The sequence below is a fragment of the Iodobacter ciconiae genome (assembly GCF_003952345.1).
GTDB classification, from domain to species: Bacteria; Pseudomonadota; Gammaproteobacteria; order Burkholderiales; family Chitinibacteraceae; genus Iodobacter; species Iodobacter ciconiae.
On record NZ_CP034433.1, the window covers coordinates 3,088,788 to 3,114,540 of the forward strand.

General features: G+C 46.7%; 17 protein-coding genes and 3 tRNA genes. 6 read left to right on the plus strand and 14 right to left on the minus strand.

What is annotated here, in order from left to right:
- The first annotated feature begins 29 nt into the window (after positions 1-29).
- Both EJO50_RS13585 and EJO50_RS13590 read left to right on the plus strand, forming a co-directional pair.
- Positions 30-5,366: a hybrid sensor histidine kinase/response regulator gene (locus EJO50_RS13585; protein WP_125975017.1), complete on the plus strand. Its 5,337-nt coding sequence runs from the start codon at positions 30-32 to the stop codon at positions 5,364-5,366.
- Positions 5,367-5,751: 385 nt separating this feature from the next.
- Positions 5,752-6,543, plus strand: a complete 792-nt coding sequence (locus tag EJO50_RS13590) for a transporter substrate-binding domain-containing protein (RefSeq protein ID WP_125975019.1) — start codon at positions 5,752-5,754, stop codon at positions 6,541-6,543.
- Between the two features lie 114 nt (positions 6,544-6,657).
- On the opposite strand, the gene EJO50_RS13595 is transcribed toward EJO50_RS13590, so the two are convergent.
- The 10 genes from EJO50_RS13595 to EJO50_RS13630 all read right to left on the minus strand — a co-directional run bounded on the left by EJO50_RS13595 (position 6,658) and on the right by EJO50_RS13630 (position 15,684).
- Positions 6,658-6,733, minus strand: a tRNA-Lys gene (locus tag EJO50_RS13595).
- Positions 6,734-7,285: 552 nt separating this feature from the next.
- Complete coding sequence (locus tag EJO50_RS17625; RefSeq protein WP_125975021.1) at positions 7,286-8,239, minus strand: transposase; 954 nt, start codon at positions 8,237-8,239, stop codon at positions 7,286-7,288.
- A 113-nt stretch (positions 8,240-8,352) separates the two neighbouring features.
- On the minus strand, positions 8,353-8,616 hold the full coding sequence (locus EJO50_RS13605) for a PAAR domain-containing protein (protein WP_125975023.1): 264 nt from the start codon (positions 8,614-8,616) through the stop codon (positions 8,353-8,355).
- A gap of 111 nt (positions 8,617-8,727) precedes the next feature.
- Positions 8,728-10,377 carry a type VI lipase adapter Tla3 domain-containing protein gene (locus EJO50_RS13610; protein WP_125975025.1) on the minus strand — a complete coding sequence of 550 codons (1,650 nt, stop codon included), beginning with the start codon at positions 10,375-10,377 and terminating at the stop codon, positions 8,728-8,730.
- Positions 10,374-12,272, minus strand: a complete 1,899-nt coding sequence (locus EJO50_RS13615; RefSeq protein WP_164521513.1) for a T6SS effector phospholipase Tle3 domain-containing protein — start codon at positions 12,270-12,272, stop codon at positions 10,374-10,376. The genes EJO50_RS13610 and EJO50_RS13615 overlap by 4 nt, the downstream gene beginning before the upstream one ends.
- A 4-nt stretch (positions 12,273-12,276) precedes the next feature.
- Entirely contained in the window at positions 12,277-13,701 is a 1,425-nt protein-coding gene (locus tag EJO50_RS17535; RefSeq protein ID WP_233702086.1) for a DUF2345 domain-containing protein, read from the minus strand.
- Positions 13,650-14,708: a type VI secretion system Vgr family protein gene (locus EJO50_RS17540; protein ID WP_233702087.1), complete on the minus strand. Its 1,059-nt coding sequence runs from the start codon at positions 14,706-14,708 to the stop codon at positions 13,650-13,652. The genes EJO50_RS17535 and EJO50_RS17540 overlap by 52 nt, the downstream gene beginning before the upstream one ends.
- Before the next feature lie 14 nt (positions 14,709-14,722).
- Complete coding sequence (locus EJO50_RS17545; protein ID WP_233702089.1) at positions 14,723-14,974, minus strand: hypothetical protein; 252 nt, start codon at positions 14,972-14,974, stop codon at positions 14,723-14,725.
- A gap of 531 nt (positions 14,975-15,505) precedes the next feature.
- Positions 15,506-15,581, minus strand: a tRNA-Lys gene (locus tag EJO50_RS13625).
- 27 nt (positions 15,582-15,608) lie between these two features.
- Positions 15,609-15,684: transfer RNA gene (locus tag EJO50_RS13630), tRNA-Lys, on the minus strand.
- 281 nt (positions 15,685-15,965) lie between these two features.
- Between EJO50_RS13630 and gloA the strand changes: the two genes are divergently transcribed.
- Positions 15,966-16,346, plus strand: a complete 381-nt coding sequence (gene gloA / locus EJO50_RS13635) for a lactoylglutathione lyase (protein ID WP_125975029.1) — start codon at positions 15,966-15,968, stop codon at positions 16,344-16,346.
- Positions 16,343-17,746: a sodium:proton antiporter gene (locus EJO50_RS13640; RefSeq protein ID WP_125975031.1), complete on the plus strand. Its 1,404-nt coding sequence runs from the start codon at positions 16,343-16,345 to the stop codon at positions 17,744-17,746. Before gloA ends, EJO50_RS13640 begins: the two co-directional genes overlap by 4 nt.
- A gap of 71 nt (positions 17,747-17,817) precedes the next feature.
- Here EJO50_RS13640 and EJO50_RS13645 read toward each other — a convergent pair whose 3' ends face one another.
- The 4 genes from EJO50_RS13645 to EJO50_RS13660 form a co-directional block, all read right to left on the minus strand.
- Entirely contained in the window at positions 17,818-18,930 is a 1,113-nt protein-coding gene (locus EJO50_RS13645) for a toxic anion resistance protein (protein WP_125975033.1), read from the minus strand.
- An 8-nt stretch (positions 18,931-18,938) separates the two neighbouring features.
- A complete protein-coding gene (locus EJO50_RS13650; protein ID WP_125975035.1) occupies positions 18,939-19,676 on the minus strand; it encodes a hypothetical protein in 738 nt (245 codons plus the stop codon).
- On the minus strand, positions 19,676-20,257 hold the full coding sequence (locus EJO50_RS13655; RefSeq protein ID WP_125975037.1) for a TerD family protein: 582 nt from the start codon (positions 20,255-20,257) through the stop codon (positions 19,676-19,678). Before EJO50_RS13655 ends, EJO50_RS13650 begins: the two co-directional genes overlap by 1 nt.
- 69 nt (positions 20,258-20,326) lie before the next feature.
- The gene (locus EJO50_RS13660) at positions 20,327-21,076 is read right to left on the minus strand and encodes a VWA domain-containing protein (RefSeq protein ID WP_125975039.1); all 750 of its coding nucleotides are present in this window, start codon (positions 21,074-21,076) and stop codon (positions 20,327-20,329) included.
- A 661-nt stretch (positions 21,077-21,737) separates the two neighbouring features.
- On the opposite strand from EJO50_RS13660, the gene EJO50_RS13665 reads away from it, so the two are divergent.
- Complete coding sequence (locus EJO50_RS13665) at positions 21,738-24,137, plus strand: phosphoketolase family protein (protein WP_233702090.1); 2,400 nt, start codon at positions 21,738-21,740, stop codon at positions 24,135-24,137.
- Between the two features lie 253 nt (positions 24,138-24,390).
- Entirely contained in the window at positions 24,391-25,191 is an 801-nt protein-coding gene (locus tag EJO50_RS13670; RefSeq protein WP_125975041.1) for an inositol monophosphatase family protein, read from the plus strand.
- The last annotated feature ends 562 nt before the right edge of the window (positions 25,192-25,753 follow it).

The window sequence follows — 25,753 nt, forward strand, 5'->3', positions numbered from 1 at the left end:
TTGAAGTGTTACTTGAAAATAGGCTTTAAATGAGCGCGCATACCGAATTCGATCTGGGCTCCCTAGTCTGGGTTAAGAGCGAAATCGAGCAAACTTTACAAAAAGCATCGCAAGCTTTGGCTCAGTTTGATGAGACCAGGGATAGCGCTCTGCTGAAACATGCCCGAACCTTTTTGCATCAGGCCCATGGTGCGGTGCAAATGGTTGAGCTCACTGGCCTTGCCCGGTTCTGTGAAGAAATTGAGCAAACGCTCGCTGCAGATGAGATTAGTTCCGATACGCTGGTTGTTATTCAGAAAGCAATTGTTGAGGCTAGCCGTTATCTTGAGCAAATTGCTGTGGGTGGGCCCAATCAGCCGCTTCGATTACTGGCCAGCTTTAAGAAAATGGCAGCTTTACGTCAGGCGTCCGAGAGTGGTTCGGAGCTGTTTTTTCCTCAGCTTGCGGAGCTGTCTTTGCCCAAAGGGCTGCCTGCACGCGCTTTGGCCGCTCATGAGCTAGGCCCTTTTGTTCGTGCGCGCCGTTTGCGTTTTGAAGCTGTGTTGCTGAGCTGGATGGCTCAGGATAAAGCGGCAGCAGGCGTGATGGCTAAAAATTTAGCTGAAATTGCCGCGACCCAGTCACTGGCTATTTCCCGCCATTTTTGGTGGGCTGCTGCTGGTTTGCTTGACGGTTTAAGCCATCGTCAGGGACAGGCTGAGCCGGATGTCGATCTGAAACAACTGGTTTTGCGTTTGAATATGCAATTGCGCCGTCTGAGCGATGGCTCCGGCAAGGTTGCCGAGCGCTTATATCGCGATATTCTGTACGCTTTACTGATGCTGGATACTCGCAGCCCGCTAGCTTTAGCCTTGCGAAAGTCTTTTGCGTTAGAGAGTCTTTTGCCTGGGGCTGACAGTGATCTGCTCTCCCCCGCATCCGAATTTCGCCGCTCGCTTGCCCGCAACCTGCTGGATGAGCTGGATGCATGTAAAGAAATCTGGGGCCGTGTCAGTTCAGGCCAGTTTGAGCGTTTAAGTGCGTTTATTGGCGCTTTCGAACCACTGGCCCAGCGTGCTGAGCCTTTAGCCATTTCGGGGCTGGATAATCTGTGGTCGGCAGTTTCCTCTTCTGTACATGGTTTAAATCAACAGGCTCCCAGTGACGAAAATGCGCTGGAAGTGGCTACTGCCTTGCTTTTGATTGACAATTGTCTTGCTATTTATCCGCTGGTTGCAGAAGACTTTCCTATTCAGGTTGAGGCAATGTGCCAGCGCTTGCTGAATCCTTCCTCAAAAAATGAAGTACCCCATCTGGATGAAGTGACCCGGCAGGCACAGGAGCGGCTATTGCAGGCTCAGCTGGCGCACGAAATGCGCAGTAATTTGCAGGCTGTTGAAGATATCCTTGATACATGGTTTCGTCAGCCGGACAACGGTAGTGAATTAAGTAAAATTAATCCTAGCCTGCATCAGGTAATGGGAGCCCTGCTGATGCTTGAGAAGCTGCAGGCGGCGGCTTTATTGCAAGCTTGTCAGCAAAGAATTGAGCAACTCACCCAGAGTGAACTTTTATTACCTGCTCAGGAAGAGCTGGAATTGCTGGCCGAGGGCTTATCCTGCCTTGGTTTTTATATTGAGAGCATTGCGCAAAACAGAGATGAGCCTGCCTCGCTCCTGATCATGATCGATAAGCTTACAGGTACGGCGCGTATTGATGCTGTGGAAAGTGAGCTGGAACAGCTGGAGGTAGAGCCTCAGCTGGATGCCACTGATCATGTGCTGCCAGTACAGGCTGTTATTGATCCTTCGCGCCCCCTGCCTGCAACAGATGAAGCTGTTGATGCCGAGCTGCTTGAGGTGTTTCTGGAAGAAGCCACGGAAGTTCTGGCAAGTATTGCCGAGCAGATTTTGGTTTGCCGGCGTGCGCCACATGATCGAGAAGCATTAACGGTATTAAGACGTAGTTTCCATACCTTGAAAGGCAGTGGCCGCATGGTTGGGCTTAACCATATTGCCCAAGTTGCCTGGGCTATGGAGCAGCTTTTAAGCAAATTGATGCAGATAGAAAAAGCAGCTTCGCTTGAGTTATTGCAACTGCTTACCCAAGCTCATACTGCGTTTTCGGGCTGGGTACAACAGCTGAGCCGTGAAGGCGTGGCACAGGTTGAGGGAAGTGATTTAATCGCGGTGGCAGAGCAGCTTAGAGTGCAGCTGGATACCGTTGCCAGTGTGCCAGATGAAAGTATTAGCGTTTCGCAGGAAGGCGAGCAGGGTGCAAGTGACGAAGTTGTGATCGGTACGGTAACGGTTTCAGCTTCGTTATTCTCATTATTTTGTAATGAGGCAGCTCAGTATCTGCTGACTTTGAAAGGGGGCAAGAGCAGCCCGCCTTCCAGTTATTTGCTGGCAGCACATACTCTGGGCGGAATTGCCTCAACTGCAGGGTTTCGCAGCCTGGGTGAATTGGCTTATACCCTGGAGCACGCGGTACAGCGGCTCGGTGAAGTGGTGATTGGCCAGGAGCCGGTGCTTGATAGTGCTGTTGCACGCATTGGCAGCATGCTGGAGTCTATTTTTGCGCGGGAAGCACCAGGTTTTGCGGAAGCGGAAATTCTTGCTTTGCAAAGCCTGCAAGCCAAAACGTATGAAATCTCTCTGGACGAAACGCCGGAGGTTGCAGCCGTTGAGCTTGAAATGCCGGAGTCGTCTATTTGCTTACCGGAGCAAGAGCTTGCGCCTGAGTTGAGTTTGGATGAGCCGACAGGTATTGCTGAATTTGAAACGATGCTCGATTTGAGTGTGACGGCTGAGGATGAGTTTCTTGTTTTACATGAAGAGGTTGAACGCGAAGCCCCGGCAGAAGATTTGACTGCTGAGTGTTCCACAGAGGTTGTTAAACCTGAAGAGCCTATCGAGGCATTTAGCTCATTTGACCATTTATTAGATCAGCAGGATGAGGCAGAACGTGCAGAGACTCTGGGCGGGCAGGTAGAAGCTGTATTTGATGGTTCAGCTTTCGAGCCGCAGGCTGATTTGCCCAAATTTACTGCCATGGATATTTCCGAGTCAGCAGATGAGTCTTCGTCACCATTGAGCAGCCTGCTGGATCAGCAGGCAGAAGATGTGGATGGCGGGGATGCTGTCAGCTTGCTGGACGTGGAGTCGCTCACCCCGTTTGAGCAGCTCATGGATAAGCACGATGTGCAGCGTAAATCCGAGCTGGATGCGCTGCAGGCTGATGATATTGATGAGCAGCTGTTGCCGGTATTTATCGAAGAAGCGGATGAGCTGATGCAACAGATCAGCAGCTCTTTACGTGGTTTGCGCTTGCCAGATGAAGTACAGAAAGAATCAGGCTCTCTGAAGCGGCTGCTGCATACGTTTAAAGGCAGTGCGCGGATGGCTGGCGCCATGCGTATGGGTGAGGTTGCTCACCAGATGGAAAGCCGTTTGCTGGCGGCAGGAAATCATTATTCTGCAGCGCTTCTGGATGCTCTGGATGCCGATTTTGATTTGATTCAATCGCTGGCAGATGAATTAAAAGGTGTGAAGAAGCCTGCTCCGGTGGTGAAGTCGGTTGTGTCTGCGCCGGTCGAAGTGGAAAGCGGTACAACGATTCGTGTTAAATCCGAATTAATGGATCAATTGGTCAATCAGGCCGGTGAGGTATCGATCGCCAGATCGCGGATCGAGGCCGAAATGATCACGATGAAAGCGTCTCTGCTTGATCTGACAGAAAACGTGAATCGTTTACGCAGTCAGCTTAGAGAGATGGAAATTCAGGCTGAATCGCAAATGCAGGCGAAGATCCAGGATGGCCATGAGGCTAACTTTGATCCGCTGGAGTTCGATCGTTTTACCCGCTTGCAGGAAGTGACCCGTTTTATTGCCGAAAGTGTGAATGACGTGGCAACAATTCAGCAAAACTTGCTGAAAAACCACGATGATTCAACGGGAGCCCTGATGCAGCAGGCGCGCATGACTAAAGAGCTGCAACAAAGCTTGATGCGTGTGCGTATGGTACCGTTTAGTAGCTTGTCAGACCGTCTCTACCGTCTTACCCGGCAGACAGGTAAGGAAGTGGGTAAAAAGGTCAATCTGGAGCTGCATGGCGGCGGCGTAGAGGTAGACCGTGGCGTGTTAGATCAAATGATGTCGCCATTTGAGCATATGTTACGCAATGCGATTGACCATGGTCTGGAAAGCACCGAGCAGCGTATTGCGCTGGGTAAGCCAGAGTTTGGTGAAGTGCAGGTTGAAGTTCGCCAGGAAGGGAATGAGCTGGTTCTGTTGCTTAAAGACGATGGCAGGGGTCTGGATCTGGAGTCTTTAAAGGCCAAGGGAGTAGAAAAAGGCCTGTTGAGTCTTCAGGCAACCGATCAGATGGTTACCGAACTGATTTTTGAACCAGGTATCAGCACTGCCAGCTCGCTAACCGCACTCTCGGGTCGTGGTATTGGCATGGATGTGGTGAAGAACAAGCTGAGCGATCTGGGTGGGAGGATTGATGTCTCCAGCCAGGCTGGTGTAGGGACGACGTTTACTATTTACCTACCTCTGACACTAGCTGTGACTCAGGTTGTATTGGTAAAAGCGGGCGGGGAACAGTTTGCCATTCCTTCGGGAATGATTGAGCAGGTTCAGGAAATTAAACTTGGCGTTCTGGAGCGGCTTTACGAGAGTCGTTTCCAGGAGTGGATGGATTATCGCTACCCCTTCGCTTACCTGCCAAGGCTTTTAGGTGATGCTGTTTCCGTGCCGGAGCAAAAGCGTTATAACACCGTTATGCTGCTGCGTAGCGGTACCGGACGGATGGCATTGCATGTGGATGAGCTGGTGCGTAATCAGGAGGTTGTGGTGAAAACCATCGGCCCGCAGCTGGTGCGTATTCCCGGGGTAACCGGCGCAACGGTGCTGGGAAATGGTGATGTGGTGATGATTATGAATCCACTCTCCCTTCTGGCCCGGGGTGAAACACGTACTGTCGCTGCACAGCTGGTTCCCGAGGAGTTTAAAACGACCTCTCTGGTGATGGTGGTGGATGATTCGCTCACGGTACGTAAAATTACCGGGCGCCTGTTGGCTCGTGAAGGCTTCCAGGTACTTACAGCTAAAGATGGTGTAGATGCGCTGCAGCAGCTTTCCGATGTGATTCCGGATGTGATGCTGGTTGATATTGAAATGCCGCGCATGGATGGTTTTGAGCTGACTCGTAATGTGCGGGCCAACGAGGGTACGCGGCAGATTCCTATCATTATGATTACTTCGCGCACCGCTGATAAACATAAGAACTACGCATTTGAACTGGGAGTTAATGCTTTTCTTGGTAAACCCTATCAGGAAGAGGAGTTGCTTGATCAGATCCAAAGGTTCATTAAGTCTTAAGCCAGCATGGCTGTAGCGGTTTATTTGCAGGCGAAATTTAAAAATGCTGCATATCGCTCAGATACATATTACCAAATAGGCTAAATATTTTTATGAAGGCCCGCTCGTTTTTTTCGAAAAACGCCGCGGGCATTTTTTTGGGCGTTGTACGTCTAATTAATGTCATATGTCAAACATTTGCTACTAACAGGGGCTTTCCATCCTTGTTTCACTTATTATTTTTTTTCTCAAGAAAAGCATACTCAGCGCTGCTCATAGGTGGCTGTGTCTGCAATTTATCCCTTATTGTAAAAGTTTTTCAAACACATAAAATTAGCAAAGTCTTATATTGTAGTGCCGCCTAGGTAAGTCTATTTATTTCATCAATCACAAACAGGGTCTGAAAATGAATAAATTTTTGCTTGCGATATTATGTGCGTTTAGCAGCCTGCTCTCTCATGCTGATTTGCTGGATACAATTAAGGCACGTGGGACCTTGGTTGCCGGAGTACGGGCAGATATTCCTCCCTTTGGGCAAAGAAATAAAAATGGCACCATTTCTGGTTACGATGTCGATTTTGCCGGTGCAATTGCCAGGAAGTTGGGTGTGAAGCTGGTTGTGCAGGATTTAGATCCAAATGAGCGTATTTCTTCGGTTAAAACCGGAAAAATTGATGTTTTAGTTGCTACTTTCACGAAAACTGCAGAGCGTGAACGCGAAGTCAATTGTAGCTACGGGTATTTTGTTGCAGCGCAAAAGGTCCTGGCAGGGAAAGGAAAGTTTCCTTCTCCCGAGTCTTTGGCTAATGCCAGTATTGGCGCGATGCGCGGTACAACTGGTTTGGATTTGGTTCGTAAACAATATCCTAAGGCAACCGTGGTTGTCTTTGACGATATTCCCGAGGCTGTACGTTCCTTAGAAAATGGGAAAATTGATGCAGTAGTCGATGATGAGCCTGCTCTGGTACGTCCTTTGAGCAAAATGACGAATAAAGCTCAATTTGAATTATCAAATTATGCCAATGCGATCGAGGTTTACGCTCTTGCGATTAAGCTGGGTGAAAAACGTTTTATGGATCTGATTAATGAGGCGCTTCTTGAAATGGAAAACAACGGAGAAGCAGAAAGGATTTTTAATCAGTGGTTTGGGCCACAAACGCTAACACCATTTCCACGTACATTCAGAATTGGTGGTTAATCTAATGCCATCAGGTATTAAAAGATTTTTATGATGAGGAGATTATCAGAGGCAGTGGATCGATAGAAAAGCATTTAGCCCAATCTGCGGATTGGGCTAAATGCTTTATATAGCTGGTGGGTCGTGCGGGATTCGAACCTGCGACAAACGGATTAAAAGTCCGCTGCTCTACCAACTGAGCTAACGACCCGCTCTAAAGAGATGCGGATTATAGCTTATATTTCCCTAGTGTCAAACAAATTTAGAAAATATTTTTGAGTTACGCTTACAAGGCTCGCTTCTGCTTACTTAAAGATTTTAAGTATAAAAATTAAGTTAATTTAGCTGAAAATAGGGTGGCGCTATGCCTTGAGCTGTAGAAGGAAAAATAGCGGAAGAAAATCTGTTCAATTACAGTTTGTTTATTAAGGCTTTGGATTTGCGATGTTAAATAAAAGTGCTTAGGAAAGCTCTGTACAAATATATTTTTAGCAAATTACACAGCTGTAAGTCGTTGATTTTTTTGTATGCTAATTCAGTTCTTTGATTCGTGCAAAGGCTCTGTTACCGAGTAAGCAAAGCATGGTCAATTTAATCGTAAATAAATGTTGAATACAAATGAGCAATGGAAGTTGATCAGGTGTAGGTATCGTGATGGGGTGCATATACCGGACTATTGCTTTGAGTGTGTGAGCGATTTTGTTGATCTACTTTCAGGCTGTTTCGGATTCGGTATTAGTTATTTTAATTGGCTTATATCGCTCTAAGCACTCTTATACTTGATCCAAGCAGGGCTTCCAGGTCGGGTGATTTTCTCTATAGATGAGCACTGCTGGCACCAATGTCCTCTGCAAATATCTCTTGAATGAGCCTTCCATCTATGGCCACGCTGGCATTGCCAAAGTAAGCGCTCGTAAGCGTCATAACACTCAGATAAACAAACCCCTCCTCTTGCTTTTGCCAAGTCTTGCATCTTGGCCAGCGTTTTTTGACGGCGGTCTTTAAAGCATTGCATGCAACCAAAGCCCGCTCTCACGCTATCGGGTCTGGCTGTAAATTCATGCCCATTTTTACAACGCCATGCAACAGCAGATTTACAGCCTTTATATTCAATCGTCAGACATTGCCAGCCGCGTGCAGCAGCTATTTTTTTGATCTTTTCTAAATCACGCTGCCTTTGTTCATGCTTAGCGCAAATAAGGCAAAATTTCCCTGCAATTAAATGACTGGGATAACATTGCCACTGATGCCCCTCGGCGCAGCGAACAGGCATTCTTGTCGATAAATTTACATAATGATTGGATAAGCACTCACCACCCCAAGCTTGTGCAATGCCTTGAATGGCCTCTAGGCTGAGTATTTTTTGCTTTTCAATTGTGGTGTGACTTCTTACGGAGGCCTTCCAGCGCTTGATGGCCTTTTGCACTGCGCTGGGTAATAAGCTCCGTGCAGCTTGCAATGGTTTATTTGATTTATTGAGCGCTCGATCTTTTTTCTCTGCATTCGCCCGCTTTCTTCTCAAAAGGGCTTCTGCATGGAGGTGTTTTTTTCTTTCCTCCATCATAGCGACATCCATACCGCTAAATTTCATCCGCCACGTATAAAATGTAGCCGGGGAAATGCCATGCTGACGGTGCAGCTCTATAGCTGTAGTTCCTGCTTCACCTTGCTTCAGAACCGCCATGATAAATTCAAATGAGTAGGTTTTTTTAGCCATGAATAAGCAATTTAGAGAGTGTGGATAGGGGGCCGCTAAATGTGTGCTTGTTTTATGAGAAACAAGCTATGCAAATACAGTTTCAGGTTTGCATTGCCAAGTTTCAGATTTATTTAAGACTTACCATTATTAGAAATGCTTGAAATCAGCACTGCCCCGCAGCTGGTTTTATGCCCCTCATAAGCCACGGGGATACCATCAATCGTGTCGTCAGGATCGCCTTCTACGATCACACAAACACCATGCCCCGGCAGCGGGCATGTGCAAGAATCGCCTTTACGTGCTACGCGTAAACCATTAATAGTCACGGTAGCACTACCACTAATCACTTTACCACCGTGGCTGGTGTCCGAACCTTCAACAATGACATTGGGCATGTTATTTACTTTCAAATTGAATTGATAAGTCAGCCAAAAATCCTGTTTGCAAGCCCAGACCGGGCCGTTAGGTACTTATGTGGAAGCCTGGTCTGGCAAGCGAAAGATGCTTTACATCACCCTGCTAACAAATGGGTCAGGATCATTGGCGCGATTAGTATTGTAGGGATTAGGCTTGTTCTTGGCTTTTTCTGCGGCAGTAGGAGGCGAGATCATGATGATGCTGGCCCGTTCTGGCTGACGCAGGTTAACCGTGGCACTGACGCCACCCTTGTGATAGCTACGCATTGTGCCTAAGCCCAGCTGCACGAATGGGGATGAAACGCCGGTATTGCCGATGCGTTGGCTTAGGTTGTAGCTATAGGCCGCATCGCTGAAATCCAGTGGCTGCGGGGTGCTTTCCATACTCATCGCACGGGAGAAAGGAATCACCTGTTTGCTGTCTGCACCGGTATCGTAAAACAACCACTGTGGCACACTGCCATCTGGCAAAGTAGCCAGTGCCTGTTGCCAGCCTGTTGCGATGGCAGCAGCTTTAGCGGCGTCGTTTTTACCTTTCAAATCAATTTCTACGGGGCGATGTAAATGGCCGACGATGGGTGCACGGTCGTATTCGTCTTCGATCTGCCATTTAGTCCAGCGTACCGGCAGCCAAGGCGTAGCTTTAAAGCCTGCTTTACCCGCATTCCAGAAGGGAATCATTCCGCCCTGAGAGGCATTAGGATCGATCTGGTTGATCAGTGTTTTAACCTTCTCATTCCAGTAAGTAGTCGGCATGGTGTCGAAAGCTTTTGGCGTGCTTATGCGATAAGTGTCTTTCTGATCCCAGTAAAAATTCCATAATTTAATAATGTCGTACTGGGTTTTATCCATATTGATATTGTAAGGTACATCAACCGCATAGGGGCGAAGGTACTGATCTACACGATCACTACGAGTGAGCAGGATGGCGACGATGGAATCGGGCTGATTAGGCACAAAATGAGCATCTTTTATTCTGTCTTTGAGTTCTGCGGTACTCACACTTAAAAGGAGGATGGCAGGCAGCTCTGGATTATCATCAAAATACTGAAAGGCCTGCTGCACCAGTTTGTCGCTACCTTCCCCCTGATGTGCGCCTAAAGCAGTAAACATGTGGATGCCCAAGCCTGAGCCATTTTCAGCCCATAAAATGCTATTAATTCCCATGCCTGTTGAGTCTGCTACCAAAGCAGGAATAGGCCAGCGCTCTACCCAGAAGCGCAGAGCGTTTTCAAATGCATTATTAGCGCGTTTATCTGTTTGTAAATCTCGAGTCTCTCCTGCCCATTCATAATCATCAGGATTTTGCGACAGCATACTTTTAAGCGGGTGGTTGGTTTTATCCAGCTGCTTCCAGATTGCCATTTGCCGAAAACGCTCAACCGTAATCCCCACACTGCGAATCTCCAGCGAGAATTGTTGCTGGCTTTTTGCTTTAGCGGCTTCACTGGCCTTGGCTGCCGTAGCACGCTGCAGCAACTCTTGCTCTTGATTCTGTTTTAATTCCGCCGCTTCTACTTTGGCGCTCCCTAAGGCCCACTGGCCGGTAAAGAGCGAAAAGATAAAAATGAGTGGCGGCAATAGCCACCAACTTAGGCGTAGCAACATGGGGGTGGACTCCAAAGAAATAGCAGACGGGCGAATGATGGTTTCAAGCACCACAATCCAAATGGCAAAGCTGGCAAGCAGGAAGAGCAGCCAAGGCCGAATACGTGGTAAGGCAATACGGCGCAAACTCATAATTTACTCCCCGCAGCTCTAGCCGCACGGGTTTCACTAACGATAGGACTTGGCGGTGTTCGAGGCACCATAGTTTCATCAGGAAATATCGCTTCTTTGTAATAACGATAATTAGCTTCAAGCACCTTGCGCACGTCCTCTTCCAGATTGCTGTATTTTTTAAACGTAGGAACATTACGTGCTGGATCAAACATTGTTCGCCAATCTGCCATCGCCAGCAACAAATCACGCCAATCCGGATCATCCATACATTTTGCTTGGCCGATCGCCACATCCATCGCCGTTACCCAACGATGATGCTCAAAGTTGCCCACGACAGAGGAGTGGTAAGAGTTGGGAACTGCTTCACCCCCTTGGTAACGCTGACGCGCCTCAGTCGGTGTTTCTTTTCTTTTTTCTTCAGGCAGGTATTTCACGCCCGCTTTAACCACGGCATCGCAGGCATCAATCGGATCAATCCTTAGATTCCCGATGTGTGCAGGGCCACCTGCTTTAGCGGCTTTTTCTTTGCTCTCTTCATCGTCTTCCCCCTGATGCAGATCAGGCACCCACGGCGGGTTTAAGGCTTCGCCATTATTTGAACGCGTTTCGCCCACTTGCAAGCCGGTTCGGCCCGCAGTTTCAAACATGCCTCCATCGTAAGCGGCTTCGCCTTTAATACGCATTACAAACGGCCCCGGCGCAGCCCCCACCGCCACGGGTTTTCCATCGCGTTTGCGCCACGTCCAGACGCGCTGTAAAAAGCGCGGGCCTAAGCGCTCCAATACCGGCTCTTTACCTTCTAGCTTGTCTGGCACACCCAGTGTGCCGATTCCCTGCACATTGGCGAGGCCTACCGTCATATCGTGCGGGCAAAAATAGAGATAAACCTTGCCACGGTTATCCCGCTCAAAAAACACTTGATCGAGTACATGGGCATCGCCGTTTACACTGGCACGTTTCCCTTGGGTGGGCGACCATGCGTCCCCAGCGCGGCCTAGCGAGCTATCGGTGTCTTTAAGCTCCTGCAAGGGCGGCAAGGGGTGGGGATTTTTGGTAATCAGTCCCACCAGCTTCACCAGTGTTTCAATACGGGCTTTGGTGGTTTCTTGTTCATCACCTGTCTGCGTGGCGCGATCTAGCCAAGGCTCATGCAGGCCGTAAGGCGGGTGACACATAATCAGGCAATCAGCAGAGCGCTTCCCTGCCTCTTTTAAAAACGCCTGCGCAGCAAGTGCCACAAGGCAGCCTTGGCTATGGCCCACCAACGTCACCGTTTCATTGGGGTCAACCGCGCGAATTTGGGTGATCAGCGCCGCCAGTCGTTTTGCTGCCAGTGCCATATAGTGCCGATCTGGTGCACGAGTAACGATATGGATTTTGTCAGCAATCAGATTATTGGTTAACCAAACTAAAAAGCCCCCCTTAAACGCGCCATAAAACATTTCAGGAATATTGCTGGTGGCATTGGAAAACATCCCGCCGCCCCTGGCATTTTGCTTATCTAAGCGATTACCAAATTTGTCTACAACTTGTTCGTTGATTTTCTCTTTAGCCAGCTCTTTATCTGTTGCCTTGTAGCCCCAATGAAAATGAATCACAGGGCTATTGGTTTTATCGCTTTTTATGCGCCGGTAGTAAATCGCATCAGGATCTTCAACGGCTTTATCATCGTCTTTAGGTATCCGAAAATCATTAGGGAATAGATCAGGCCGATCCAGTCTTTCATTGAGCCCAGCACAGAGGCCAATGTCCTGAGCGGAATAACTCACACCCACATCATTTACGCCATGCACCAAAATCACCACGCCGGGCATATTACGCCGCGTTTGAACCGGGTGATTTTTATAGCGATTGGGCATCAGTAAGGCAGAGCTGCTGCCTATGGATGGCACTTCTGGAGATTCTGTCGTCATGTTGTTAGTCTTTCTTAGGCAGTATGCGGATTTGGGCAACCTGCATGCTGGTTTCTTCCAGCAATTGAGTTTTTCCCTCTGCATCAGAAACACCCTTGAGCTTACTACCATCCTTCAGAGTAATTTCATAATCGCGTAGGGCGGCTATTTGCGGTTTGCTTGGATCACTGCTTGGGTAATGCAATTGAAATTTTTGATCCGCTTTACCAGATTGAAATACAGGCAAATTAATACTTTCAGTAGCAGGGCCGCTCATGGACTTACTGGCCGCTTTAATATTGACGGCCCCTTTGGTGCCCAGCGTAATGCCATCGCCCACTTTAATAAATGAGCCATCTTCTGCAATCAGGTTTACTTTTTTCGCCATAAGGTAAATTTCGTCGACTGCGATCATGCGAATATTTTTTTCTGCTTGGGCCATAAAATCATTAGCCTGAGCTTGAATAAGAAACTGCCCTTGATGAGCAATCATGCGAAAATCCCCAGACTGGGCAAACTGGCTAATACCCTGGCCTGCGTTTAGACTAAAGCGCTCTCCCGAAGTCCACTGCAGGTGTTTTTTTGCGGCCACATCCATATTCAATCCCGCATAAGCAAGGATTGTTTGCGGGGTGGTGAAGCTTAGCCCCGCCTGCGCTGTAAAGCTCATGACCGGCTTGCCGCCGCCCTGAGCTTTTGGGTCCGCATTACTGCCTTTTTCCCAGTTTTTAATGCTATCAATTAACTCTGTTTGTGCCGCCTGATCCAGAGTCAAGGCCTGATTAGTACTGGCATAGTCGCCAAACGCCTTGAATAACTCGGCACACTGATCCAGTAATTCAATCATTTCGGTCCGGGCTAATTGATTACCACTGGCTTGTAATTTGCCATAAGTCGTCAGCAATAAACCTTGGGCAGCACGAATACTGATGCTGGCATCAGAGCGCAACTCTGCCCCCTCGCCTCGGGCAGTGGCTTTACCATTGTTTCGTGGATGAGTCAGAAAGCCCATGTTTAATTGAGTTTTAGCGTGCTCACTCGATAGCTTGGTTCTTACTTCCCCCTTGCTATCATCAAATAACAGCTCGCCATATTGGCCACCATCGTGCTCTTTTGTCTTAATCCCAGAGAGCGTTTTATTGGCAGGCAGCGCACCCACCCCGCTAAATGTGGCCGGAGGATGACTCCCGTTGTGAACCACACCCGTGACAATGGGCCGGTCGATATCGTTGTCGAGGTAGCTGACTAAAACTTCTTGGCCGATACGCGGGATAAATTGATGACCCCAGCTTGCCCCCGCAGAAGGGTAGGCAACGCGAACCCAACAGGAGGATTTATCATCCAGATTTGCACCGAACTCAGGGTGTTCTGCGGCTCTTTGCCATGTGAATTGAATTTTTATACGGCCCAGCTCGTCGGTATGGACTTCTGCACCGGCAGGGCCGACCACGGTGGCGGTTTGTACCCCAAAGCTACTGGGCTTGCTGCTTTCGTCATAGCGTGGGGTGGGCCCCGGCGCTGGGCGCTAAAGTCTGCCTGATAAGGTGCATTTTCTGCTGCATCTGCTGGATTTGAACCCGCCAACAGGCCCGGTGCAAGCATCAGCAGTTGCTGGGTGAGATCGACGGGTAAATTATTATTGGCGGTAAATTTAAGCTCGGTGACTACGAACTCTCTTTTTTCAGCCTCGTCCCATTCGTGAGCGGGGTGGTCATCTAAACGAAACCATTGCCCAGCCTGCAAAGATCGCAAAGTGCCTAAGCCGCTAAAAGACTTTTTAGCCTGATCGTGCGATTGCTGGCGTAGTTGTGCGTAGTGACTAAGGTCTTCGGCATTGTTCGCGTAGTAGTGCGCGAGTGAGCCGTAATCTTCAAAACTGGACTGAATTTGCTGGCCGCCTTCACCCTGATCAACCGCGCTGTCATCAAAGCTTTGATTCGTCTTAACGGCTTTATAATCAAAGCTGGCTAAAGCTACGCTACTGCTTCTCAGCTGGCGCTGAGTAGTCCAATCGGTGAGTGCATCATCCTCTTCCGTAGAATCCGCCCTGTGGAACCTGACGTGTGAATCACTGGCCTCTGGAATGGCGTAAGCATCATCAAAAATCACCAGTTGTACTTGCGGTGAATCGCCCGCTAAATGAACAAAGCGCCAGGATAAGCCTTCACGCTGCATGATTCTGCATAGAAACGCATAATCAGATTCATTTTTCTGGGTGGTATAAGATTGGGGAGGGTAATTGCCGGACAGTTTGAAATCCAGCGTTTGTACTGAGGCAAAGACGGGGTTTTTGTCCTGATGCTCGGCCAGAACCTGTTTAATCAAATCTGGTACAGATAAATCCTGAAAAACGCGAGAAGTGCGCCGGTATCTAAGCAGGGCAAAGGGCGGCTCAACAGTGAGCTTGTATTTGGCAAAGCCACCATCAGAGCCTAATAATTGTGCCTGGGAAACCACCCCACAGCGCTCTATTACTCCCCCCGAGCATCGGTAATTGACAGCACAACCGGTAAGCCCAGTAAGGATTTAAGCTCTAAAGCGGTATCTGGCGATAAGCAGTCAATGTAATAAAGATAGGGCTGATTAATGCCTTCGGTGCCTGTGACCCGCTGGGGCAGCAGCTGATCTCCCCATACGGCACCATCGCCAATTTGTAATAAAATCAATCGCTGATCCTGATTAAAGGCAGCAGCGAAAGAAGCTAACAATTGATCGGGGCGCATGGGGCATTCCACAATTTTATCAATCGATCAGATTACCTGACAATTTGCTTGCATGTCCCAATAATTACAAACACCTGGACTTATTACCTATTTTGCATACTGTATTGGTAAGTATTTGTACCTAGTTTTTGTTTGGGCTAATCAAGTATTTTACAAAGTACAAATAAGCAGCTTGGGTACGCAATGATGTGCTGAGCTGCTTTTTTATTACATGATGAGGAGGGGGAAAGTAGGGTCTATGAAGGTGCTTTTGAGGCTAGTGATACGAGCATTTGCAAGCGCTCATGAGGGTTAGCTGGTCTGGTTTTTGGGTGCTAAAACAGGGTAAAGGCGAGGTGATGAGCTGTTATTTTAATAAGGGTATGGACTTAAGAAGATTGATTTCTGAATAGGGCTAGTGGAAGGCGCGAAGGGGATTATTGCTGTGTTGGAATGGCTTTGTATTGTGAGGCTTGAGAACAGAAGAGTGCCAGAGGATCGCCAGACAACAAAAAGCCCAGTCTAGTTGGCTGGGCTAAGTCTTTGATTTCTTGGTGGGCTGTGACAGATTCGAACTGTCGACCTACGGATTAAGAGTCCGCTGCTCTACCAGCTGAGCTAACAGCCCTGAATGTATATTTGAGTGAACTAGGAGTGGTGGGTCGTGCGGGATTCGAACCTGCGACAAACGGATTAAAAGTCCGCTGCTCTACCAACTGAGCTAACGACCCGCTCTCACTTCAGAGAGGACGCATTCTAATGGATTGAGTTTCTGTGTCAAGTCTTGGTGTGGAAATACTTGTATGAATCAGAGGGATAAACTGCTTACTTACTGATTTTATTAAAATTTTTTTAAAATATTTCTATATGAAATAATTAAGTTTTTTCTTTTTAATATTGGTTTTTTTTAGTCTGGCTATCTTACAAAAAATCGTAAATTTATGCAAAATCGTTAATGCTGCAAGTTTAGGAAACACGGTAAACTTAGGCTTTCTTGAATTGGACAATCGCCATGCGCTTGCTGCATACCATGCTCCGTGTGGGTAATCTTGAACTATCTATTCAGTTTTATATCGAAGTACTCGGTATGCGTTTACTGCGCCGTACAGATTTTGCTGAGGGTCGTTTTACTCTGGCATTTTTGGGGTATGAAGATGAAGCCAGTGGTACGGTGCTTGAGCTTACCCATAACTGGGATACCGAAAAATATGATCTCGGTAATGCTTACGGGCATATCGCGATTGAAACAGATGATATTTATGTTCGCTGTAATGATGTGCGTGTGAAAGGGGGCAAGGTTGTACGTGAGCCAGGCCCGATGAAGCATGGTAGTACCATCATTGCTTTTGTTGAAGATCCAGATGGTTACAAAATCGAATTTATCCAAAAATGAAAAAATATTTATTTTTAGCTTTGTGCCTGCTGCCCGGCCTTGTGCTGGCTGCAGATTTTGATGGTGCTACTTTAAGCTTGGCCTGGGCTTTACCTTTTGTAGGCATATTGCTTTCTATTGCGCTATTTCCTTTATTTGCCCCCCATTTCTGGCATAGCCATTTTGGTAAGGTAGCTGCTTTTTGGGCGGCGTGTTTCTTATTGCCATTTACGATGGTTTTTGGTGTGCCTACATCGCTGGGTGTGATTGCTCATGCAATGATTGACGAATATATCCCATTTATTTTGATACTTTTCGCGCTGTATACCATTTCGGGCGGAATTTTAGTTTGGGGTAATTTGCACGGCTCAGCAAAGCTGAACACGGGTATCTTGGCTCTGGGGACGGTATTGGCATCCATTATGGGGACAACGGGTGCAGCAATGCTTCTGATTCGCCCCTTAATTAAAGCCAATGACAACCGTAAACATAATGTGCATGTTGTGGTGTTTTTTATTTTTCTGGTGGCCAATATCGGAGGTGGTTTAACGCCTCTGGGTGACCCTCCTTTATTTCTTGGTTTTTTAAAAGGTGTGGATTTTTTCTGGACCTTTAGCCATATGTTGCCTTTGGTTGCATTTGCTGCGGCTTTATTACTGACAATGTTTTACTTTATTGATAGCTATTACTTCAAAAAAGAGGGCGTGTTAGATATTGATAAAACCCAAGATAAACCAATCAAAATTTACGGCAAGCTCAATTTCTTTTTAATTGCGGCCGTGGTGGCAGCAGTGGTGATGTCTGGTGTCTGGAAGCCCGGTATTAGCTGGCATATTGCAGGCACCGAGCTGGCTATCCAGGATTTAATGCGTGATTTGATTTTACTGGCATTAGCATTGATTTCTTTGAAATTTACTCCTAAGCCAGTGCGTGCAGGTAATGATTTTAACTGGGGCCCCATTTTAGAAGTGGCTAAATTATTTGCCGGTATCTTTATTGTAATGGCCCCGGCAATCGCCATTTTACGGGCCGGGGAGGCTGGGCATTTGGCCTCACTGGTAAATACTGTGAGCGATGCCAGTGGTGGCCCAATTGATTATATGTATTTCTGGATGACGGGCTTGCTATCAGCATTTCTGGATAATGCTCCGACTTATCTCGTGTTCTTTAATCTGGCTCATGGCGATGCAGTACATTTAATGGGCCCAATGGCTTCTACCCTGCTGGCTATTTCTGCAGGCTCGGTGTTTATGGGGGCATTAAGTTATATTGGTAATGCACCTAATTTTATGGTGAAAGCCGTTGCAGAAGACCGTGGGATTAAAATGCCGAGTTTCTTTGGCTATATGGCATGGTCTTGTGCTATTTTATTACCATTGTTTGTTTTAATGACTTTTGTTTTTTTTAGTCATTCGCTTTAGAGTAAAAGCCCCATTGTAGTCAGTGGGGCTTTTTAGTGAGTAATTATAAAATATTAATGCGTCTGCTTAGTTTATTGCTTTAAAGTTTGCTTTAGTTCGGCATCCATTCGGATAAGTTCTTGCGTTGTTTTTTTCCGCTGCTGGCTGCGCTGTTCGGCCAATTGTATTTTCTGCCTAATCATATCAATTGTTTTATCCTGCACATGTTGCAATGTATTAATATCCACCGCCTGCCTTTGCAGTGCTGTTTCTGCAGCAATTACATTGTCATGAATTTGGTCTGCAGCCCTTTTCATTGAAGACTGAATCTGGTCTTTAACGCGATTACTAATTTCTAAATTAGCTTTTTGCCTCAGACTGAGTAAACCCATACTGATATCGGTTCCCCAGGCCGGAATGGCATTTTCCAGCAGGGAGCGAAAATCATCGGTGATGCCGCGATTTGCGTCTTCCAGGCCTTTGATTTGAAATGCGCGCAATTTTGCCTGATGGATTTGTAGCTCAATTGTTTCGGCCCGGCGGGTTAAGCGATCGACCCGTTGCCTTTGTCCGGCAATTTGCATCGGATCGTTGGGGTCAAGGGCGGCCAGTTTTTGTTGCTCTTCGGCCAGCACAATGCCGATGGCAGGCAGGATTTGTTCCAGCGTGCGCATATCTGCCAGATTGGCTGCATAAGCGTTGCCAAGCCACTGGTTATCGGTTTCCATGACTCGCAGGCGATTGCGCATATCATTACAAATTTTATCGATTTGCCCTTTGGCGCTATCAAAAGCTTGTACCACATCGACTTTGGCTATATTTAAAGTGCGTTTCAGACGATTAACCAGCCCGTTTAAGCCGCTGGGCTCTCCCAGCTGATCGTAGTGTACGGTGGTCATCAGCTTGAGTACATCATTCATGCCACGGCCAAATTCTCCGGTATCACTGGCGCGTGTTTTGGCTAATAACTGATCGGATAACTGAACCAATTGCTGTGTCTGCCGGTTGCCGATTTCTTCGAGCTGTTCGCTGCCAAGCTGGCGAATCTGCGCAACTAAGGCAGGGTCTGCCGTGGCCGGTTGTAAGGTTGTCACTTCAGATGGCTGGATAATGTTTAGCGAAGGGTTAACGGTCTGGGTAAGGTCGATGGAGAGAGGGCTTGGGGCGGACGATGGGCTGCCAAATAAATCTTTATATTGCGACATGGTGATCCTCAGAGTTTTTGCTGAATATCGACAACTAGCAGCGAGAGAAAGTGGGTGTGCCAGTTTTCAATGTCTAGGAGTTGCTCGTCTAGCTGCGCGGTGAGTTGCCTGGTTGATGCCGCCTGCAGGGCCAGAATTTGCGCTTGGGTGAGGATACGATTAAGTAGCTGATCCTGTGGATCTAATACGAGCAGAGCATCTGCTTTTAAAACACCAGCCAGCCGGTCCAGGTAATCGGTTTGGCGTAGTAATTCATCTATATCGTTTTGTAAAAATAAATCCGGTTTTAATTCTTGGCGCATAAATAATTGCAATTGATCAATTAAGGCATGGGCCTGTGGCTTATCAATTGTTGTTTTTCTAAATAAAATATTGCGTTTGGGATTTATTGCTACCTGTAAAACATCGGCCTGTCGTTTGGCCTCTGTAAACATATTGTTTAATAGATTTTCACGGCTTTTAACTGATTGGGTGAGATCGATAACGTGGTGCATTAATTGTTTGCTGGCCTGAATCAATTCTGCATAGCGCAGATTAACACCTTCAGTGCTTGCGATTATTTTAGGCGTTGCTGAGGTGTCTGGTGCAGCCTCTTTGGCTAAGGGGGCGGCGCTTGCCTGATTGGCAAATAAATCAGCAAATGCTTCGGAAACGGGGGCGGCCTGGGGAACCACAGCTTGCTCCCCAAACAGATCGCGTAAATTGGGCGAAGGCGCGCCAAATAAATCGCGATACTCTGGCATCATCAGCCCTGATAACCAAATAACTGAAAGAAATCAGGTAATTCTTTACCCGGATAGCCCTGGCTTACGTTTTCTACGGTCCAGACCTGATCTTTTTTACGGATACTTGCAAATAAGCAGCCGGTCGAGCCCGCGTCCAGCGCTGCAAGCCTGGCTTCGGCTAATAATTCATTGGTTTGATTATTGAAGATCTGCATTTTTGCATCAGCAACTTCGGCAAAGCTTTGTCCGCGCTCGATAGCTTTATCAATGGTGCCAACAATAGCGATTAAATCACAACTGGCGGGCAGGGCATTAAAGTGAATCAGAATGACTTCATCCGGGCCATTTCCGTCTCCGGTACGATCATCCCCTGCCAAGTGCTCCATAGATGGAGTTTTTTGCTGGCCCCAATAGCAAATATGATCAACTTCGGTGATTTTTCCCATTGGGCCACCACCTGTGCTGCTTAAAGGGAAGCAACTTGCATCTAAGTCATAGCTGCCTTTGCTTGAATTTTTTGGTGGTGACCAGGAAAGCTCAAGGCGGACTGCTTGTAATGGAGTACTGTTTTTGGTGAGCGGTAAGCTACCGCCTTTAGTCATGGGGAGCTTCTTTTATCCTTACCAGGTTTTATTTAATGGTGAGTCGGCAGTTTTATCGCAGCGTTTTGCCTAGTTTTTGTATTCGGCAGGTAATTGCTCAAGCCAGCGTTTAAATTCAGTATCAAAAATACGATCATAGAGCTGGTCTGTTGAAAGGCTGGCTAATTCAGTGAGGCGATGAAATGTGCAGCCTTCAACTTCTGCCGCAGCTTTCTGCATTAAATTAAACTTTACCTTTTTATCCGAGTTTGCACCAATCAATACAACAAAAGTGCCAATTTTGGCCAGCTCATTTAATTGGGAAATAAAGTGGGGTGCCGAGCCCATATCTTCGCCATCTGAAACAAATAATACTAGAAATGCTTCTTTTTTCTCTGCTGTTTTTTTCTTGCCAAAGCTAAACAGACCTTTGAGCATGCCACCAAGAGTCTGCTCCATGGCTTTACTTTTTAATAGTGCCTCGAGTGCTTTTGCATAATCGGTAGAGCCCCATAAAATGGGTTTGGCCCGATTTAAAAAATCAGTACGTATATCGGTTTCGGTATCAACAGAATAGTCACCGGTATCTAGTGCTCTATCTGAAAAACCAATAATCTGAATATTACGGTCCGGGTCAATGACACCGGCTATTGCAAGTGCGGCTGTAAAAAACGGATCAACAATATAGCCTCCACTGGGGAGTTTTTTTGTAAATTCATCTTTAAATGAACCGCTTACATCTGCAAATAGTTTCATATTTATTTTAAAGCCTGGCGGCGCATTCTGTTTTTGTAAGACTAAACGAACTTTGTCTTGCTCTTTTGCCATTGGTAAACTCATACATTGCTCCGGTAGCAGAATGTAAATATGGAGGGGGGAGTGCAGCTGTAATTTAAATTTTGTATAAGGGATGATTGGTTTGTGGGCAGCTGCATCTGTTTAAGGGGCTGCGCTGACATGCGAGTGCTTGGGGAGGTCATTACTTCATACTTACATGGTGGGTGTAAGTTACTGGAGAAGTAAACAAAGAGCAAGTAAGGTATGTAGCTGGTAGGGTGGCAGCTCTGATTTGTTTTCATCGTTATAAAAGACAGGGAGTTTTTTATAAAATTTATTGATTTTAGATAAAAATTCAAAGCTATTTAATTGCTGTAAATAATGATAAATAGTATATTTTGAATTGTTTTAAGGCAATTTATAACCATTTGTTTATGATATAAAACTGTTATTTTTTATAGTGGCTTTAATGTATATTGTTTTACAGGCAACACCATGCGGATAATTACTTATTTGGATTTGGTATTATTTGTTATTCTGCATCTGGATGGAACAGACGCTGCTTACAGCTAGTCCTTTGTGAGTAAGGTAAAAAGCTTATTGTGCTCAACTCCTGATGGGTTTGATTTTTGTCATGCAGCCTTAAATAGTAATCATGTACAGTAAGCCCGAACAGATGAACTCTTAATGATTTACTGATTAGCAACTCTCAACGAGGTGTTCCGTGACTCAACAGCTATCTCTTGCACAAATCGACAAAATGCACGCTTACTGGCGTGCGGCTAACTATCTTTCTGTTGGTCAAATTTATTTGCTGGGTAATCCGCTTCTTCGTGAACCGCTTAAGTTTGCACATATTAAGCCACGTCTGTTAGGCCACTGGGGTACAACACCCGGCCTGAATTTTATTTACGTTCATGCCAATCGCGTTATTAAACAACGTAAAAGCCCGATGATTTATATCACCGGTCCTGGTCATGGCGGCCCGGGTCTGGTGGCAAATACTTATCTGGAAGGCAGCTACGAAGAATTCTATCCACATATCGACCGCACTACCGCCGGTATGCAACGTCTGTTTAAGCAATTTTCTTTCCCGCGCGGCATCCCTTCGCACGTAGCGCCGGAAACCCCGGGTTCGATGCACGAAGGTGGCGAGCTGGGTTATTCGCTTTCACACGCTTTTGGTGCTGCATTTGATAATCCAGATCAAACGGTAATCGCAGTTGTGGGGGATGGTGAAGCTGAAACCGGCCCGTTAGCTGCATCCTGGCACTCCAATAAATACCTGCACCCGGTGAATGACGGTTTTGTTCTGCCTATCTTGCATCTGAATGGTTACAAGATTGCCAATCCAACGCTGTTGTCCCGTATCAGTCATGAAGAAATCAGCAAAATGTTTGAAGGCTTTGGTTACAAGCCTCACTTTGTTGAACTGAAGACCGAAACATTCAATGAAAAAGACGAGTCATTTACCGAGATCCACCAGAAAATGGCTTCGACCATGGATCTGTGTATGGCTGAGCTGGATGCGATTCGTGCTAAGGCTCAGGCTGAAATGGATGCCGGCCAGCCGATTACCCGTCCGCGTTACCCAATGATTGTGATGCGTACGCCTAAGGGCTGGACTGGCCCGAAAGAAATTAAAGGCAAGAAAGTTGAAGATTACTGGCGCAGCCATCAAGTGCCGTTTTCTGATATCGATGAAGAAAACGTTCACAATCTAGAAAACTGGATGAAGAGCTATCGTCCGGAAGAGTTATTCAATACCGATGGATCGTTCAAGCCTGAGCTGGCCGAATTAGCACCGGAAGGCGCGTTGCGCATGGGTTCTAACCCGGTTGTGCATGGACAGGAATCTAAAGACCTGCGTATGCCGGATTTCCGTAAATACGCGGTTACTTTTGATAAGCCAGGTACTGTGAACGTTGAAGCCACCCGCGTGATGGGTAAGTTCCTGCGCGATGTGATGGATGAGAACGAAGAGCAAAAGAATTTCCGTATCTTCGGGCCGGATGAAACCGCATCCAACCGCTGGAACGATGTTTTCGATGTATCGGGCAAAACTTGGTTTGCTGATTACCTTGAAGCGGATAAAACCAACGATTTTCTGGCGCAAGATGGTCGCGTGATGGAAATTCTGTCCGAGCATACCTGCCAGGGCTGGCTGGAAGCATACAACCTGACCGGTCGTCATGGCTTCTTTAGCTGCTACGAAGCGTTTATCCACGTGATTGATTCGATGTTTAACCAGCATGCAAAATGGCTGAAAACAACACGCACCATCAACTGGCGTAAACCGTTGCCATCGCTGAACTACCTGCTTACATCGCACGTATGGCGTCAGGATCACAACGGTTTCAGTCATCAGGATCCGGGTTTCCTTGATCATGTGATCAACAAACGTGCAGAAGTGATCCGCGTTTACCTGCCAGCAGATGCCAACACCCTGCTCAGCGTAACTGATCATGTATTACGTAGCCGTCACTATGTAAACGTAGTGGTTGCCGGTAAGCAGCCAGCACTGCAATACCTGACCATGGATCAAGCGATCACCCATTGTACTAAGGGTCTGGGTATCTGGGACTGGGCGTCTAATGATCAAGATGGTGAGCCGGATGTCGTGATGGCTTGCGCGGGTGAAGTGCCGACCATGGAAGCTTTGGCTGCAACTGATCTGCTGCGCCAGCATTTCCCTGATCTGAAAATCCGCTTTGTAAACGTGTGTGATCTGATGACCTTGCAGCCGGAAAAAGAGCACTCACATGGCTTATCCGATCGCGAGTTTGATGCGCTGTTTACTACAGATAAACCGGTGATGTTTGCTTTCCACGGCTACCCATGGCTGATCCACCGCCTGACTTACCGTCGCAATGGCCACAGCAACATCCATGCGCGCGGTTATATCGAAGAAGGCTCGACCTCTACTCCGTTTGATATGGTGGTAGTGAACAAGCTGGATCGCTTTAACTTGGCCATCGACGTAATTGATCGTGTACCTGTCTTGCAAAAAATTGGCGCGCATGTTCGCCAAAAACTGTCAGACAAACTGGTAGAACACGGCCAATATATCGCAGAACATGGTGACGATATGCCAGAAGTTAAAAACTGGAAGTGGCCTTATTAATTAGCCATATTTAGCTGATTAAAACCCACAAAAACCGCTTTCCTGATGGGGGAGCGGTTTTTTTTGTGGGAAAGGCAGGGTGTAAGAGGTTTTGCCCTCACAGAGGGGACAAAACTGCTACTGATTTATTGTTTTAAATTGAGTGAATAAAAGCCTGAGTATTCTCTATTGATTCCCCGGCATTTTTTAATGCACATGCAACAAATTGGGCTTGTGGCCTTACAATGGGGGAGAATAAGTAAGGGAGAGAGTTGTGAGTGATTTTGAGCGTTTACCCGATTTGGTTGCTTTGGCCCGCCGTGTAGCGGCTGACGAAATTATGCCGCGTTTTCAGCAGGTGGCATTCAGTCGTAAACATGATGGCAGCCTCTTTACCGAGGCCGATATAGCATCGCAAGCAGCATTACAGCGTGAGCTCCCTAAAATTGTAAACTGCCCGGTGCTTGGCGAAGAAATGAATGTGGCAGAGCAAAAAGCGCTGTGGGTAAATCACGAAGATGGTTTGTGGATTGTTGATCCGATTGATGGCACAACTAATTTTGTGCATGGTTTGCCGCATTTCTCTGTATCAATCGCTTTATTTCGCCAGGGGCGGCCCGTGCTGGGAGTGGTTTATGTACCGGCTTTGGATGAGTGTTTTTCGGCAGCTGCAGGTTATGGCGCCTGGATGAACGGGCAGTCTTTGCCACTACGCCTGGATATACCCAAGTCTTTGTGTGAGGCGGTGGCGGCAGTGGAGCCTAAGTATTTGGGCGGGAGATTACCAGCCCGGGTGGTGAGCGTAGCACCGTTTAGCAGCCTGCGTAATTATGGATCATCAACCATAGACTGGTGCTGGCTGGCAGCAGGGCGCACTGATTTAATGCTGCATGGCTCGCAAAAGCTATGGGATTACGCGGCAGGGGTATTGATTTTGCTGGAATCCGGCGGGCAAATTGCCAGCATTCATCATGATAATTATTGGCAGGATAATATCTGGCAAAGATCAGTGGTAGCCGCGCGTTGCCCATCCTTATTTAAGCCTTGGTTGGAATGGGTAAAAAATAATCGTTAACACAAATTGTTTTCGCATCAGGCTTGCGTCATTTATATTTGTTTGTACATTGTAACCTTATTTTAAATAAACGCACTGATTTATGAAAAAAAAACAATATTAAATTTTAATAATTAATAGTCTGGTTGTTTGCCAAAGATAAATTGATAGGAAATTTAGGGAGCATCTACACAAATATATTTTTCGCAAATTGGGTGCCTGTAAGTTGTTGATTTTTTTATAACGGATGTTATGTATTAATTAAAATATATTTGAGGCGTAATATTTTATATTTATCTGGAAATTATTAGAAAATACAGATGGAATATCTGGGTGATATTTGTATAGATTATATCATTCAAACGATCTATTTTTTATGAAGAATAGCAAATGCTTATGTTTTGTAGGAATTTACCAAACACCATAAATTTACAATGTTATCTTACTGTTTGGTTCCCAATTTGGATATGGCTGATTAGCAGCTCGGATTTTGCAATAAATAAAATAGAATTCTATTATAGCCCAATTGATTTGCTTGCATTAAAATCTGGGCGTTAATGAGTCACTGCATTTCGGATATTAA

Excerpts from the sequence above, each read along its gene's own strand:
- EJO50_RS13650 (WP_125975035.1), bottom strand. The coding sequence starts at position 19,676 with ATGATGCCAGAGTATCGCGATTTATTTGGCGCGCCTTCGCCCAATTTA.
- EJO50_RS13660 (WP_125975039.1), bottom strand. The coding sequence starts at position 21,076 with ATGAGTTTACCAATGGCAAAAGAGCAAGACAAAGTTCGTTTAGTCTTA.
- EJO50_RS13590 (WP_125975019.1), top strand. The coding sequence starts at position 5,752 with ATGAATAAATTTTTGCTTGCGATATTATGTGCGTTTAGCAGCCTGCTC.
- EJO50_RS13605 (WP_125975023.1), bottom strand. The coding sequence starts at position 8,616 with ATGCCCAATGTCATTGTTGAAGGTTCGGACACCAGCCACGGTGGTAAA.
- EJO50_RS13645 (WP_125975033.1), bottom strand. The coding sequence starts at position 18,930 with ATGTCGCAATATAAAGATTTATTTGGCAGCCCATCGTCCGCCCCAAGC.
- EJO50_RS17545 (WP_233702089.1), bottom strand. The coding sequence starts at position 14,974 with ATGCGCCCCGATCAATTGTTAGCTTCTTTCGCTGCTGCCTTTAATCAG.
- EJO50_RS13655 (WP_125975037.1), bottom strand. The coding sequence starts at position 20,257 with ATGACTAAAGGCGGTAGCTTACCGCTCACCAAAAACAGTACTCCATTA.
- EJO50_RS13610 (WP_125975025.1), bottom strand. The coding sequence starts at position 10,377 with ATGAGTTTGCGCCGTATTGCCTTACCACGTATTCGGCCTTGGCTGCTC.
- gloA (WP_125975029.1), top strand. The coding sequence starts at position 15,966 with ATGCGCTTGCTGCATACCATGCTCCGTGTGGGTAATCTTGAACTATCT.
- EJO50_RS13585 (WP_125975017.1), top strand. The coding sequence starts at position 30 with ATGAGCGCGCATACCGAATTCGATCTGGGCTCCCTAGTCTGGGTTAAG.
- EJO50_RS13640 (WP_125975031.1), top strand. The coding sequence starts at position 16,343 with ATGAAAAAATATTTATTTTTAGCTTTGTGCCTGCTGCCCGGCCTTGTG.
- EJO50_RS13615 (WP_164521513.1), bottom strand. The coding sequence starts at position 12,272 with ATGACGACAGAATCTCCAGAAGTGCCATCCATAGGCAGCAGCTCTGCC.
- EJO50_RS17625 (WP_125975021.1), bottom strand. The coding sequence starts at position 8,239 with ATGGCTAAAAAAACCTACTCATTTGAATTTATCATGGCGGTTCTGAAG.